Here is a 12,880-nt window from a genome sequence, read left to right as displayed (position 1 = left end):
GTGCACCGGGCTCCACCGCTTCTCTCGAGTGGTCACGTCAGCGGGTGGTCAGCGCCTCCGACTGGGAGCTCGCCTTCGCGGCGCGCTCGGTGAGGAAAGCGAACCCGAGGCCGAGCGCCAGCCACAGCGTTGCCTGGATGGCCAGCGACGAGATGCGGAAATCCCACAGCAGCGTCGCCGGGAAGTCGTCGCCGACCTCGTTGATACCGGGCAGCACGACGTAGCCGATCGCGACGATCGCCAGGAACGCCAGCACCGGCGCCGCGACCTGCACCGACAGGTACCCGGTCACGGCGACGAGGCGCGCGACGTATGCGGCGACCGCGACCGCGAACAGGCCGAGCACCACCGACGCCAGCCACAGCCAGGTGCGCTGGTTGATGGTGTCCGGATCCCCGACCGCGGGCGGGTTCGCCGGGTACTTGAAGAACGGCACCGCCTCGACGGCAAGCCAACCGAGGCCGGCCAGCGCCAGGGCCAGTACCGGGCCCGACAGTCCGCTGACCCGCCGCGCGTAGTAGGCGACCGCGGCGAACAGTGCACCGAGCGCGAGACCGGCGAGGCTGGTCGCGAGGAACAGGCCGAACCGCTGCCCGTCGCGGCTGACGAGTGCATCGTCGCCGTGCGAGTGGCCTTCCTCGGCCTCGGCCTCGGCCTCGGCGCCCGCGTCGTGCGTGTGCTCGTCTGTAGTGGCGGTGTCGTGAGTGTGCTCCTCCGCCGGTGCGGAGGCGGCCTCCTCGATCGCGATGGCCGCGTCGATGTGCGGTTCGCCGATCACGAACGCGACGGCACCGGCCAGCAGTCCGGCGACGAGGCCGGCCAGCAGGCCGCGGATGAGGAGGTTCTTGAAGGTTCCGGTCAGTGGCACGGCAGGCCCAGCAGGTGCCGACCGTCATGCATCAGTTCGTGCATGTACATACCGGTGCGCGAGACCGCACCCTGGTCGAAGCCGACCAGGTAGAGGGTCAGCATCGCGAGCAGGACCACGCCCGCGATGATCATCGCGATGCCGACAGAATCGGTCGCCGTGCTGGGATTGTGTACGAGTGCCATGGTTCCTCCTGGGATTCCGCGTCCCCTAAAAAGCCCATGCGATGGCCCCGGTATCTGGCTGTCGAGGGTGTGCCTCGATCACAGTGGCGCGACCGCTCCGGACTCTCACCGGATTCCCGTCAACCATCGCTATTACCAGCGCACTCTCGCATTGACCCGACTGTGGTGTCAATCGCAACCGCCCGGCCGATCGGCGAGACGTTCGCGCGCACTTCACCGGGCGGTCGGTGACAGTTGGCGGGATCGCCATGCCGACCGGGATCGATGGGTCGGTGCGAATAGTGCAGCTGGCCAACTTCTACGGTCCCCGATCGGGTGGGCTGCGCACCGCGCTGCACAACTGGGGCGCCGGCTACTGCGGACGCGGGCACGAGGTGATCCTGGTCGTTCCCGGCCGGCGCGACGCCGAGGAGGTGATGGCGAGCGGGGTCCTGCGGATCACCCTGGCCGCGGTGCCGATCCCGGGCACCGGCGGCTACCGCGCCGTCAACCCGCGCCGGGTGGCCGACGTCGTGCGGGGGCTGCGCCCTGCCGCGCTCGAGGTGTCGGACCGGCTGACGCTGCGCGGCTTCGGGCAGTGGGCGCGTCGGCGGGACGTGCGGAGCGTGGTGGTGTCCCATGAGCGACTCGACCGACTGCTCGGGCAGGTGCTGCCGCCGCGCACGGCGCGTTCGTGGGCTGATGTCGCCAACGCCAGGATGGTGCGCAACTTCGATGCGGTGGTCTGCACCACCGCGTTCGCATCCGAGGAGTTCACCCGGATCGGCGCGGGAAACCTGTTCCGCGTTCCGCTGGGCGTCGATCTGGCACTGTTCCATCCGGATCGGCGGGACGAGGGCGTCCGCGAGCACTACGCCCTGCCGTCGCAGCGGTTGTTGCTGCACTGCGGTCGGCTGTCGGTGGAGAAGCAGGTCGATCGCAGCATCGAAGCGGTCCGGTCCCTCGTCGGGCAGGGCCAGGACATCCGGCTGGTGATCGCCGGCGACGGGCCGAAGCGAGAAGCCTTGCGGCACAGGGCGCGAAAGCTGCCGGTGCATTTCGCGGGCTTCATCGGCGACCCCGGACGGCTGGCGACGCTGTTCGCCTGCGCCGACGTCACCCTTGCGCCCGGCCCGCACGAGACGTTCTGCCTGTCGGCACTGGAGTCGCTGGCCGCGGGCACACCGGTGGTCGCGGCGCGGTCGTCCGCCCTTGCGGAGATCATCACCCCGGATTGCGGGGCTCTTGCGCACGGGCGGGGCGTCGCGCTGGCGGACGCCGTCACCGGGGTGCTCGCCCTCCCGGCGGGTGCGCGCAGGGAATCCGCCCGGCTGCGGGCCGAACAGTTCAGCTGGTCGGCGTCAGTCGACGGGATGCTGTCGGTGCTGGCGGGGACCTGAGGGCGGGGCGGACAGCGCCCGTCGCAACGCGGCCGCGGCCCGTCCCATCGCCTCGGGACCCGACCGGCCGACTCCCACCATGTTCGCGAAGGAGTGGATCAGCCCGGGCTCTCCGACGTGCTGCACGTCGACCCCCGCCGCACGGAGCTTCTCGGCGTAGGCGTCGCCCTCGTCGCGCAGCGGATCGAACCCCGCCGTCACCACGTAGGCGGGAGGCAGGTCGGCGAGGTCGCCGTAGATAGGTGACAGCAGCGGATCGGTTCGGTCCGCCCCCGCCGGGACGTAACTCTTCTCGGCGAGGTCCATGAACCGTTCGGTCAGGAAGAATCCCTTCGCGAAGGTGGTCCGGCTGGGTCGCTTCACCGCGACATCCGCCACGGGATAGATCAGCAACTGGAACACGGGCCTCGCCCCGAGTTCCCCGTGCGCGGCACGCTGGGCGAGGACGGCGGCGAGGTTTCCGCCCGCGCTGTCGCCGCCGACGGCGATCCGGTCCGGGTCGATGCCCAGGCCGGTCGCGTTGGCGGTCACGAACGAGTACGCCGCCTCGACGTCGTGCACGGCGGCGGGGAAGGGCCACTCGGGGGCCAGCCGATAGTCCATGGCGACGACCCGGATCCCTGCCCGCTCGGCGAGGAAGCGGCACACCGCGTCGTGGCTGTCGAGGTCGCCGTAGACCCAGCCGCCGCCGTGGAGGTACATCAGCGCGGGCGATGCGGTGGTCAGGCCGCGAGGGGTATAGAACCGCAGGCGGAGCGGGCCCGCCGGGCCGTCGATGTCGCGGTCGGTGACCGCGCCGATCGGCTGGTTGCCGCCGACGGCCCTGGAACTGGACAGGAGCGCGCGCCTGCCGCCGGGGATCGGACGCTCCTCGGCTGCCGCGCCCTCGAGCTTTCCCAATGCGAGCATGAGCTGCATCTCGGGGTCGAGGACGTTGCCCTCGATCTCCACGGGCCGCCCCGCCATCCGGCGGAGGACGCCCGCGGGCATCGACAGCAGGGTCTGCAGCGTGTGCCGTTTCGCCAAGTCGATCGCGCGGGTCATGTCCGCGAACCTATCCGCTCGACCTGGGGTGCATGCCCGGTTCGGGGCTCAGGCGTCCTTCGCCGCGGCGGCCACGTCGAGCACGACCTCGAACTCGAGCAGCGAGGCACCGGTTGCCACCGGCTTGGCGCGCTCGCCCGAGTGCGCGGCCCTGGCCGGGCCGTCTGCCCATGCCTTGAAGGCCTCCTCGGATTCCCACTGCGTCACGACGAAGTAGCGCTCGTCGCCCTTGACGGGGCGCAGCAACTGGAAGCCGAGGAAGCCGGGGGAGTTCTCGACCGCGTGCGCGCGGTTCGCGAAACGCTTCTCCAGCTCGGGGCCTGCGCCCTCGGGGACCTCGATTGCATTGATCTTCACGACTGCCATGCGGGCGAGCGTACTCCGCTCGGGGTCAGGCGCCGGTGGTGTCGGGTTCGGCGAGATGCTCGGTCAGGACGGCCAATTGGATCTTGCCCGCGTCGGCGTGGACCGCGCGGCCGGCGTCGGTGACGTCGACGAAAACCCCGCGACGATCCGATTCGCACAGGGACCGTGCGACCAGTCCCGCCTTCTCCAGTCGCGCGACGCTCCTGGAGAGGGCGCTCGGGCTCAGGTACATGTCCGCGGCGAGCTCCTGCATCCGCGGGTGCTTGCACGTGACGCTCATCAGGCGGTCGAGGGTCTCGAAGTCGCTCATGCTCAGGCCGTGCGCGTTCTGCATCTGGCGATCGAGGTCGCACGCGATCCCGTTGTACCGGTCGAGCAGCGCTCGCCAGGTGTCGCGGAGCTCCGCTTCTGACGTCATGGCCGCATCCTAGTTCCAGTCCGCCGATTGATGCAAGCGAATTAAATGTTAACGGAATTAGTGCTTGCGCATTGATTGCACATGCACATACAGTCCTCGACGTGACTATCACCGAAACCACTCCGAACCTCACCGCCTCGCCGGGTTCGACCACTCCTGCCGCAGGGCAGGCATGGACGGCCCGCCTCTGGGGGATCCTCGCGGTGCTGTGCGTCGTGATGTTCCTCGATGGGCTCGACGTCTCGATGGTGGGCGTCGCGCTGCCCTCGATCGGTACCGAACTGGGCCTCGACACCACCTCGCTGCAGTGGATCATCAACGGCTACGTGCTCGGCTTCGGCGGCCTGCTGCTGCTCGGCGGGCGCACCGCCGACCTGCTCGGCAGGCGCAACGTCTTCCTGGTGGCGCTGGCGGTCTTCGCCGTCGCCTCGCTGGTCGGCGGGCTCGTCGACAACGGCACCCTGCTCATCGTGACCCGCTTCGTGAAGGGTCTCGCCGCAGCCTTCACCGCCCCGACCGCGATGTCCATCCTGACCACCACGTTCAAGGAGGGGCCTGCCCGCAACCGGGCGCTGTCGATCTTCTCCGTGTTCGGTGCCAGCGGCTACTCGTCGGGGCTGATCCTCGGCGGCCTGCTCACCAGCGCCGGATGGCGGTGGACGTTCCTCATGCCGGTGCCGTTCGCGGTCGCGACCCTCGCCGCCGCCGTCGTCCTCATCCCGCGTGACCGGCCTGCCGACACCGGCGGGCACGATCTGGCCGGCGCGGTCACCTTGGTCGCAGGCATGATGCTCGCTGTCTACACCGTCGTCTCCGCGCCAGCACGCGGCTGGGCGGATCCGCTCACGCTCGGGCTCTTCGCGCTCGCGGCGGTCCTGCTGGCCTCGTTCGTCTTGGTGGAGAGGCGAGTTGCGCATCCGCTCGTCCGGCTGAGCATCCTCAGGGTTGGCGCGATCGTGCGGGCCAACCTGAGCATCATCGCGCTGTTCGGTTCCTACCTGAGCTTCCAGTTCATGGTGACGATCTTCCTGCAGTCCGGGCTCGGCTGGTCGCCGCTGAAGATGGCGCTGGCGCTGCTCCCGGCCGGACTGATCGTCGCGTTCGGCTCGCCGTTCGTCGGGCGTCTCGTCGACCGGTTCGGCACGCCGCGGATGATCATCGCCGCGCTCGGCTCGCTGAGCCTGGGCTACCTCTGGTTCCTGTTCGTCGGCAGCGACCAGCCGACGTACGCGGTGGCCATCCTGCCCAGCGTGATCCTGCTCGGCTTCGGTTTCACGTTCGGCTTCACCTCGATCATGGCCCAGGCCACCTCGGGCGTCGACGACTCCGAGCAGGGCCTGGCCTCGGGTCTGGTCCAGACCTCGATGCAGGTCGGCGCGGCGCTGGTGCTCGCGCTGACCACCGCGCTCGTCACCGCCGGTTCGCACACCGGGGCGGGCACCGCGAGCTTCGAGCAGTTCCGCCCCGGCCTGATCCTGGTCACCGGCGTGGCGCTGCTCGGGCTGGCGATCACCGTCTGGCCGCTGATCCGCGGGCGCCGTTATTCGGCCGTCCCGGAGGTGAGCCGGGTCTGACCGGGCACACCGACCGCGAGGCAGCACGGCACCGGGATAACCTCGGTGCCGTGCTGCATGACGAGGGTGGGACCGGTCGGCCGATTCTGTTGCTCCACGGACTGATGGGCAGCGCCAGGACCTGGCGCAGGCACGTGCCGTGGCTGCGCGACCACGGGCACGTCTACACCTTCGACGCGGCCGGGCACGGCAGGCCCGCGCCCGCCGAACTGACCACTGAGGCGTTCGTCGATGACCTCGCCGCCGCACTGGCGCCGATCCCCGAGCCGATGGTGGTGATCGGACACTCGATGGGCGGGCTGCACGCCTGGTGCTTCGCGGCCGCGCACCCCGATCGCGTCAGCGCGCTCGTTGTCGAGGACATGGCGCCCGACTTCCAGGGGCGCACCGCGCGCGACTGGGCCGAGATGATCGGGTCATGGCCGCAGCCGTTCCGCGACCGCGAGCACATGATCGACTTCTTCGGACCCGTTGCGGCGCAGTACTTCATGGACTCCTTCGAGGAGCGGTCCGACGGCTTCCATCTGCACGGCGAGGTGCCGGTGTGGCGGGACATCTCCGAGGAGTGGGGGACCCGCGACTTCTGGGCGCAGTGGTCCGCGGTCCGGGCGCCGGCCCTGCTGCTGGAGGGCGAGTTCACCATCACCCCGGCCGGGCAGATGCGCGCAATGGCCTACACCGCAAGGGAATCGGCGACGCGGTACGAACTGGTCGCGGGTGCCGGTCACCTGGTGCACGACGACCGACCGGTCGAATATCGCGCCGCGGTGGAGGCGTTCCTCGAGGAGTTGCCCGCTCGCGCGTCCGGTCGGTGACCGGAGGTCACGGCGCACTGTCGCACCGCCTGGGTACGGTCGCGGCATGGCAACACCAAGCGATTTCGACGCCCTCGGTCCGGTCCGTCTCGTCTCCGGGGACAGCAGTTCCAGCATCATCTACTCGCCCGGCGGCCCGGAGTACCACCAGCACCGGTCGGCGTTGGAGGCTCACGGAATCGAGGGCTCCGGATACGACTTCTCCGGCGCCCTTCACGCGGTGCTCACCGACCAGGCCCCCGCCACCCTCGACGCGGTCGGCTTCGACCCGGAGGGCGGCATGGTGAGCGTCTACGGCAACGATCTCGACGCGCTGCTCGTGGCGGCGACGACCCTGCACACGTTGGTGACTGACGCGGACGCGCTCGGCGCAGCGCTGACCCGCGCCGTCGAACTCGGCCTCGAAGACTAGGTGGCCTCGGCGAAGCGGCATCCGTCAGCGGTCGGCGCCGCCCTCGCCCGCGAGCGCGAACAGTCCGTCCACGGTCTGCTCGACCAGCCCGTCCACCAGCAGCGAGTCCAGCGCCCGGTCGCGCTGCGCGGGGTCCGTCAGCCACACCTGATCGAGCCGAGCCCGTTCGACCGGCGCATGGGTCTCCCGGAGCACGTCCAGCAAGCGGCCGCGGACCTGACGGTCGGTGCCCGCGAACTTCTGCACCTTGCGCGCGGGCCCGGTGTGGGCGGGCCGACCCGCGCCGACCCACGCGCAGTCGGTCAGCGGGCAGCGGTCGCAGTCCGCGTTGCGCGCGGTGCAGACGGTCGCGCCCAGCTCCATCAGGGCGGCCGAGAACACCGCGGCCCTCGCCCTGGTCCGGGGGAGCAGGGCGTCGACGTCGGCGAGGTCGCGGGTGGTGGACGGGTTGCCGGGCTCCGCGGCGCCGTGCACGGCGCGGGCGACCACACGCCGGACGTTGGTGTCCACCACCGGGACCCGCTGCCCGTAGGCGAAACAGGCCACCGCGCGGGCGGTGTACGCGCCGATCCCCGGCAGGCCGAGCAGGATGTCCACATCGGTTGGGACCTCGTCGCCGTGTTCGGCGGCCAGCACCCGCGCGCATTCGTGCAGCCGCAGGGCTCGGCGCGGGTACCCGAGCTTGCCCCACGCGCGCAGCACCTCGCCCTGGCTCGCCGACGCCATCCGCGAGGGCACCGGCCAGCGCTGCACCCACTGTTCCCAGATCGGCGCGACGCGGACCACCGGCGTCTGCTGCAACATGATCTCGCTCATCAGGATCTGCCACGCGGTGACGCCCTCGCGCCTCCAGGGCAGGTCGCGGGCCTGACGCTCGTACCACGCGATCAGTGCGGAGGTGTTCACTTGAACTTCACACCTCCCATTTCACGGTTTTGCCAGGTGGCCGACGAAACGCAGAAAGCGTCGGGTGCACAATGGCTGACATGCCCAACTCGAACCCCATCTCGGCCTGGAAGGCACTGAAGCAGGGTAACGACCGCTTCGTGAACGATGCCTCGCTGCACCCCAGTCAAGGCATCGCCGACCGGGCGAAACTCGTCGACGGACAGCACCCCACGGCGGTGCTGTTCGGCTGCGGTGACTCTCGCGTCGCCGCGGAGATCATCTTCGACCAAGGCCTCGGCGACATGTTCGTGGTCCGCACCGCCGGCCACGTCATCGACAGCTCCGTGCTCGGGTCCATCGAGTACGCGGTGGAAATCCTCAACGTGCCGCTGATCGTCGTGCTCGGTCACGACAGCTGCGGCGCCGTCGCGGCCACCCTCAACGCGCTCGACAAGGGCGCAATCCCGAACGGCTTCATTCGTGACGTCGTCGAACGGGTGGCGCCGTCGATCCTGATGGGGCGTAACGAGGGCCTCTCGACGGTGGACGAACTCGAGGCGCGCCACGTGGTGGAGACCGGCACCCTGCTCCAGCAGCGCTCGCGGATCATCGCCGACAAGGTGGCGGCGGGGACGTGCGCCATCGTCGGCGTCACGTACAAGCTCTCCGACGGTCGCGTGCAGCTGCAGGCCTCCGTCGGCGACATCGGAGAGGTTGCCGACTGAGCGACACGCCGGGGCTGGTGGAGGTCCGCCCGGGCCCGGGGACCTAACGTGGGTTCTGTGTTGGAACCAAACGGGCCGCTGCCCCCCGAGATCTACTGGCGACGACGCGCGCTCGCAATCGGGGCGAGTGTGGTCGCGCTCATCCTCTTCGTCTGGATCGTGACGTCGCTCGGCGGCGGAGGAGACGACCCCTCGGCCGAGGCTGCGGCGGCCAGCAGCTCGCAGAGCAGCACCTCCTCCGGCCAGGCGGCGCCCAGTTCCGCAGGCGACGCGGGTGGGTCCGGTTCCGGATCCGGTGAAGCCTCCGGGGCCGGTTCGGGGTCCGGCGGTTCGGGCGGGGACACCGCGGTGTCCGGGTCCGTCTCGGGTGATGCGGCGGCGTCGTCCTCGCCTGCCGCGGTCCCAGCGGGCCAGTGCCCCGACCAGTCGCTCGCCATCAAGGCCAGCTCGAACCAGCCGAACTATCCCGCGGGCCAGGAGCCACAGTTCGGCATCGTGGTCACCAACATCGGCTCCGCGACCTGCGAGCGCGATCTCGGAGCGGGCATGCAGCAGGTGCTGGTCTACAGCCTGGACGGGCAGCAGCGGATCTGGTCGAACACGGACTGCTTCCCCAACACGGCGCCGGACATCAGGTCCCTCAAGCCCGGCGAGCAGGCCGCGTTCACGGTCAAGTGGTCGGGCGCCACGTCCGAGCCGGGCTGCACCGCCCCGCGCAACCCGGTCGGTCCCGGCGCGTACACGGTCATCGGCCAGCTCGGCGCGCTGCGCAGTACTCCGGAGCCGTTCAACATCAGCTGACGCCGCTCCGCGGCCCGTGCGCGAGTCGCATCCCGGTAGGGGTACGACTCCCCGCACGGTTCGCGGTCAGTCGAACGGGCCGGAGATCGACGTCTCGGCGAGGCGCGACAGGCCCTCTCTGATGTGCCGGGCCCACAGCCCGCCGATACCCTCCACCGACTGCAGGTCGGCCGCGGTCGCGGCGAGCAGGCCCTGCAGGGTGCCGAACGAGCCGACCAGCCGGTGGATCTGGTGGAACTGCAGTCGCGGCACCCGGGTGAGCACCCGGTAGCCGCGCGGGCTCATCGGAGCCTCGAGCGCCTCGATCGTCGCCGGGTACCCGTAGGCGCGGGCCAGCGTGGTCAGGTCGAGCAGGTCGGCGTCGGTGAGCTTGTCGAGAGCCTGGAGGGTTCGCTCGACGGCCTCGGTCGGGGCCTGGCCCTGGCCGGCCAGGTAGTCGCGGGCCACCAGCTGACGGGCGATGTCGTTGTCGCCGACCAGTTCCTCCAGCTGCAGGGCGAGCTGCCTGCCGTCGGTGCCGAGCTCGAGCACGTCGCGCTCGATCTCCACCGACACCCGGCGCACCATCTCGAGGCGCTGCACGACGGTGAGGGCGTCGCGCAGGGTCACGAAGTCCTCGATCTCCACGACGGAGAGTTGGTTGGTGACCTGGTTGAGCCTGGACTTGTACCGCTCGAGCGTCGCGACGGCCTGGTTTGCCCTCGACAGGATGGTCGGCGAGCCCTCCAGCACGTGCCGGACGCCGCCGACGTACACGCTGACGATGCTCATCGACTGGCTCACCGAGACCACCGGGTAGCCGGTCTGGATCGCGGTCCGCTCCGCCGCGCGGTGCCGGGTGCCGGATTCCACGGTCGGGATCTTGTAGTCGGGGACCAGCTGCACGTTGGCCCGCACGATGCGGGTGCCGTCGGTGGACAACACCACGGCCCCGTCCATCTTGGAGAGCTCGCGCAGGCGGGTCGGTGCGAACTCGACGTCGAGCTCGAAGCCGCCGTCGCAGAGTTCCTCGATCTCGGCGTCATAGCCGAGCACGATCAGGGCACCGGTACGACCACGCATGATCCGCTCCAGGCCGTCGCGGAGCTCGGTCCCCGGCGCCAGCCGAGCGATCGTCTCGCGGACAGTGGCAGACGGCGTGGCGTCGTCCATTGCCGTCCCCCCTCGCTCGTGGTGCGCGGCGCCTCATCGCCGGGCGGAGTCGGTAGATCCGCCGTCGCTTCGCGTCAAGGTTACCCAGCGGGGGAGAGGCGGCGGCCTCCCCGGGGCCGGACGCGCCGGTGCGGGACCGGCCAGGGGCGCATCGGGACCGCTATCGGTGAACCGATACTTTGTTAGCTGTGAGTAGTACCTGGACCTTGCCCGATGATCTCGAACTGCCGATCCGCCCGGATTTCTTCCCGGCGCCGGGCGGTGCCCTCCCACAGCACTGGTCCAAGTGCTTCGGATGCGGCGACGACCAGCCCGCCGGGATGGCGATGACCTTCACCGCGGGCGAGGGTCTCGAGGTGTCCGGACGGCTCACCGTGGCAAATCGATACCAGGGCGGACCAGGGGTGATCCACGGCGGCATCCTGTCCGTCGCCTTCGACGAGGTCCAGGGCATGGCCTGCATGGTGCTCGGCGGACCCGTGGTCACCGGTCACCTGGAGATCGACTTCGCGAAGCCGATCCCGCTCGGATCGGTGCTCGAGTTCCGGGCCAGGATCGACGGCATGATCCGGCGCAAGGTCTACACCACCGCCGAGGCCCGGATCGTCGAGGGACCGACCGCCGGTGACGACATCGTCGCCACCTCCCGCGGGCTGTTCCTGACCATCAAGCCCGAGCACTTCGCGCCGATGCAGGACTTCGTGGACGGCGACGCGACCTCGCCGTTCGGCACCTCCTCCTCGCTGTAGGACCGCTCAGCCCCTTGGCAGCACCCGCAGGGCCTCGCCGAGATTGGTGACCTCGGTGGCCCGCATCCCCTGCGGCGGTGTCCCGGAGTCGCGGGGCACCACGGCGTGGGTGAAGCCGAGCCGCTTCGCCTCGGCGAGCCGCCGGTCGACGCCGGTGACCCGGCGCACCTCGCCCGCCAGCCCGACCTCGCCGAGCACCACCACCCCCGGCGGCAGCGCGGAGTCCTTGAACGCGGACGCCACCGCGACGGCAAGGGCCAGGTCCGCGGACGGTTCGGTCAGCCGCATGCCGCCGACCGTCGCCGCGTACACCTCCTTGTCGGAGACCTTGACCCCGCAGCGCCGTTCGAGCACAGCCAGCACCATCGACACCCGCGCCGAGTCCATGCCGCTGACCGCGCGCCGGGGTGAGGGGTTGTGCGAGGTCACGACGAGCGCCTGCACCTCGCCCAGCAGCGGCCGCTTGCCGTCCATGGTGACGGTGACGGCGGTGCCGGGCACGGTGTCGTCGCGGTGGTGCAGGAAGAGCCCGGAGGGGTCGCTGACGCATTCGATGCCGTCCTCGCGCAGCTCGAAACAGCCCACCTCGTCGGCCGCGCCGAAGCGGTTCTTGACGCCCCGCACCATCCGCAGGGTGGAGTGCTTGTCGCCCTCGAAGTGCAGCACCACGTCCACCAGGTGCTCGAGGGCGCGGGGCCCGGCCACCGCACCGTCCTTGGTGACGTGTCCGATCAGCAGCACCGGGATGCCGCTGGACTTCGCCAGTGAGGTGAGCGCGCTGGTGATGGCGCGGACCTGGGTGACGCCGCCGACCACGCCCTCGACATCGGCGGCGAGCATCGTCTGCACGGAGTCCACGATCAGGAGCGTCGGGCGAACCTGCTCGACGTGCCCGAACACGGTGGCCAGGTCCGACTCGGCGGCCAGGAACACCCGATCGTGCACGGAGTTGGTCCGGTCGGCCCGGAGCCGGACCTGCCCGGCCGACTCCTCGCCGGTGACGTAGAGGGCGCGGTCCTGCGGGTCGCGTTGCGCCCACCGGTGCACGACCTCGAGGAGCAGGGTCGACTTGCCGACGCCGGGCTCGCCCGCGAGCAGCACCACCGAACCGGGGACGAGGCCGCCGCCGAGCACGCGGTCGAGCTCGGGCACGCCCGTGGGCTTGGCCCTGGTGGAGGAACCGTTGATCTGCGAGATCGGGGTCGCCGGGGACGTCGGCACCATGGACACGCCGCGGGCGGCGGTGGCGCCCGGCCTGCTCGCGACGGCGGCGAGAACGGCCACCTCCTCGATCGAGCCCCACGATCCGCAGTCGGGGCAACGGCCGACCCATTTGGCCATCGAGTGCTGACAGGACGAGCAGCGAAAGCTCGATTTGGGTTTGGCCACCACCGCAGCCTAGGGGTGAGGTCCGACAGTGCCTGCCGGAGCGGGCGGCCGGGTGTGACGCTCGTTCCGAAATGTGCTGCGCCGCAACGACGAGAACGGCCCCGACGCTGAGCGT

Annotated in this window: 15 protein-coding genes and 1 riboswitch; of the genes, 7 read left to right on the top strand and 8 right to left on the bottom strand. The window is 70.5% G+C overall.

Translation table 11 applies throughout. From position 1 onward, the window contains the following. Positions 1 to 37: 37 nt before the first annotated feature. Together ACWFRB_RS25455 and ACWFRB_RS25450 are read right to left on the bottom strand one after the other, a co-directional pair. The gene (locus ACWFRB_RS25455) at positions 38 to 868 is read right to left on the bottom strand and encodes a CbtA family protein (protein WP_452643999.1); all 831 of its coding nucleotides are present in this window, start codon (positions 866 to 868) and stop codon (positions 38 to 40) included. Then, positions 859 to 1,053 carry a CbtB domain-containing protein gene (locus tag ACWFRB_RS25450; protein WP_027500515.1) on the bottom strand — a complete coding sequence of 65 codons (195 nt, stop codon included), beginning with the start codon at positions 1,051 to 1,053 and terminating at the stop codon, positions 859 to 861. Before ACWFRB_RS25450 ends, ACWFRB_RS25455 begins: the two co-directional genes overlap by 10 nt. Positions 1,054 to 1,079: 26 nt before the next feature. Then, a riboswitch (cobalamin riboswitch) is annotated at positions 1,080 to 1,216 on the bottom strand. 109 nt (positions 1,217 to 1,325) lie between these two features. On the opposite strand from ACWFRB_RS25450, the gene ACWFRB_RS25445 reads away from it, so the two are divergent. Continuing rightward, the gene (locus tag ACWFRB_RS25445) at positions 1,326 to 2,432 is read left to right on the top strand and encodes a glycosyltransferase (RefSeq protein WP_452643998.1); all 1,107 of its coding nucleotides are present in this window, start codon (positions 1,326 to 1,328) and stop codon (positions 2,430 to 2,432) included. Here the strand turns inward: ACWFRB_RS25445 and ACWFRB_RS25440 are convergent. The 3 genes from ACWFRB_RS25440 to ACWFRB_RS25430 are packed head-to-tail and all read right to left on the bottom strand — an operon-like array spanning position 2,394 to position 4,260. After that, on the bottom strand, positions 2,394 to 3,476 hold the full coding sequence (locus ACWFRB_RS25440; protein ID WP_452643997.1) for an alpha/beta hydrolase: 1,083 nt from the start codon (positions 3,474 to 3,476) through the stop codon (positions 2,394 to 2,396). The genes ACWFRB_RS25445 and ACWFRB_RS25440 overlap by 39 nt on opposite strands. A gap of 48 nt (positions 3,477 to 3,524) precedes the next feature. Continuing rightward, a complete protein-coding gene (mhuD, locus tag ACWFRB_RS25435; RefSeq protein ID WP_397514189.1) occupies positions 3,525 to 3,842 on the bottom strand; it encodes a mycobilin-forming heme oxygenase MhuD in 318 nt (105 codons plus the stop codon). Positions 3,843 to 3,867: 25 nt separating this feature from the next. Beyond that, on the bottom strand, positions 3,868 to 4,260 hold the full coding sequence (locus ACWFRB_RS25430; protein ID WP_397514188.1) for a MarR family winged helix-turn-helix transcriptional regulator: 393 nt from the start codon (positions 4,258 to 4,260) through the stop codon (positions 3,868 to 3,870). 101 nt (positions 4,261 to 4,361) lie between these two features. Here ACWFRB_RS25430 and ACWFRB_RS25425 point away from each other — a divergent pair, with 101 nt between their 5' ends. The 3 genes from ACWFRB_RS25425 to ACWFRB_RS25415 are packed head-to-tail and all read left to right on the top strand — an operon-like array spanning position 4,362 to position 7,061. Beyond that, on the top strand, positions 4,362 to 5,834 hold the full coding sequence (locus tag ACWFRB_RS25425) for an MFS transporter (RefSeq protein WP_452643996.1): 1,473 nt from the start codon (positions 4,362 to 4,364) through the stop codon (positions 5,832 to 5,834). Between the two features lie 50 nt (positions 5,835 to 5,884). Next, a complete protein-coding gene (locus ACWFRB_RS25420) occupies positions 5,885 to 6,649 on the top strand; it encodes an alpha/beta fold hydrolase (RefSeq protein WP_452643995.1) in 765 nt (254 codons plus the stop codon). A 46-nt stretch (positions 6,650 to 6,695) separates the two neighbouring features. Further along, positions 6,696 to 7,061: an Imm51 family immunity protein gene (locus tag ACWFRB_RS25415; RefSeq protein WP_452643994.1), complete on the top strand. Its 366-nt coding sequence runs from the start codon at positions 6,696 to 6,698 to the stop codon at positions 7,059 to 7,061. Positions 7,062 to 7,085: 24 nt separating this feature from the next. On the opposite strand, the gene ACWFRB_RS25410 is transcribed toward ACWFRB_RS25415, so the two are convergent. Then, positions 7,086 to 7,967, bottom strand: a complete 882-nt coding sequence (locus ACWFRB_RS25410) for an A/G-specific adenine glycosylase (protein ID WP_452643993.1) — start codon at positions 7,965 to 7,967, stop codon at positions 7,086 to 7,088. Between the two features lie 80 nt (positions 7,968 to 8,047). Here ACWFRB_RS25410 and ACWFRB_RS25405 point away from each other — a divergent pair, with 80 nt between their 5' ends. Both ACWFRB_RS25405 and ACWFRB_RS25400 read left to right on the top strand, forming a co-directional pair. Beyond that, on the top strand, positions 8,048 to 8,674 hold the full coding sequence (locus tag ACWFRB_RS25405; protein WP_452643992.1) for a carbonic anhydrase: 627 nt from the start codon (positions 8,048 to 8,050) through the stop codon (positions 8,672 to 8,674). Positions 8,675 to 8,731: 57 nt separating this feature from the next. Then, the gene (locus tag ACWFRB_RS25400; RefSeq protein ID WP_452643991.1) at positions 8,732 to 9,475 is read left to right on the top strand and encodes a hypothetical protein; all 744 of its coding nucleotides are present in this window, start codon (positions 8,732 to 8,734) and stop codon (positions 9,473 to 9,475) included. 66 nt (positions 9,476 to 9,541) lie between these two features. Here ACWFRB_RS25400 and disA read toward each other — a convergent pair whose 3' ends face one another. Beyond that, positions 9,542 to 10,627 carry a DNA integrity scanning diadenylate cyclase DisA gene (gene disA, locus ACWFRB_RS25395; protein ID WP_452643990.1) on the bottom strand — a complete coding sequence of 362 codons (1,086 nt, stop codon included), beginning with the start codon at positions 10,625 to 10,627 and terminating at the stop codon, positions 9,542 to 9,544. Between the two features lie 188 nt (positions 10,628 to 10,815). Between disA and ACWFRB_RS25390 the strand changes: the two genes are divergently transcribed. After that, positions 10,816 to 11,376 (top strand): PaaI family thioesterase, encoded by a 561-nt coding sequence (locus ACWFRB_RS25390; protein WP_452643989.1) that lies wholly within the window; start codon positions 10,816 to 10,818, stop codon positions 11,374 to 11,376. A gap of 6 nt (positions 11,377 to 11,382) precedes the next feature. On the opposite strand, the gene radA is transcribed toward ACWFRB_RS25390, so the two are convergent. Then, complete coding sequence (gene radA, locus ACWFRB_RS25385) at positions 11,383 to 12,765, bottom strand: DNA repair protein RadA (protein ID WP_452643988.1); 1,383 nt, start codon at positions 12,763 to 12,765, stop codon at positions 11,383 to 11,385. Positions 12,766 to 12,880: the final 115 nt, after the last annotated feature.

It is taken from the genome of Rhodococcus sp. NPDC055112, assembly GCF_053607505.1.
This window is presented reverse-complemented; position numbering and strand designations above follow the sequence as displayed.

What these genes read in the sequence shown, in the direction of transcription:
- mhuD (WP_397514189.1), bottom strand. Translation starts at nt 3,842, where the DNA reads ATGGCAGTCGTGAAGATCAATGCAATCGAGGTCCCCGAGGGCGCAGGC.
- ACWFRB_RS25405 (WP_452643992.1), top strand. Translation starts at nt 8,048, where the DNA reads ATGCCCAACTCGAACCCCATCTCGGCCTGGAAGGCACTGAAGCAGGGT.
- ACWFRB_RS25430 (WP_397514188.1), bottom strand. Translation starts at nt 4,260, where the DNA reads ATGACGTCAGAAGCGGAGCTCCGCGACACCTGGCGAGCGCTGCTCGAC.
- ACWFRB_RS25450 (WP_027500515.1), bottom strand. Translation starts at nt 1,053, where the DNA reads ATGGCACTCGTACACAATCCCAGCACGGCGACCGATTCTGTCGGCATC.
- ACWFRB_RS25415 (WP_452643994.1), top strand. Translation starts at nt 6,696, where the DNA reads ATGGCAACACCAAGCGATTTCGACGCCCTCGGTCCGGTCCGTCTCGTC.
- ACWFRB_RS25440 (WP_452643997.1), bottom strand. Translation starts at nt 3,476, where the DNA reads ATGACCCGCGCGATCGACTTGGCGAAACGGCACACGCTGCAGACCCTG.
- disA (WP_452643990.1), bottom strand. Translation starts at nt 10,627, where the DNA reads ATGGACGACGCCACGCCGTCTGCCACTGTCCGCGAGACGATCGCTCGG.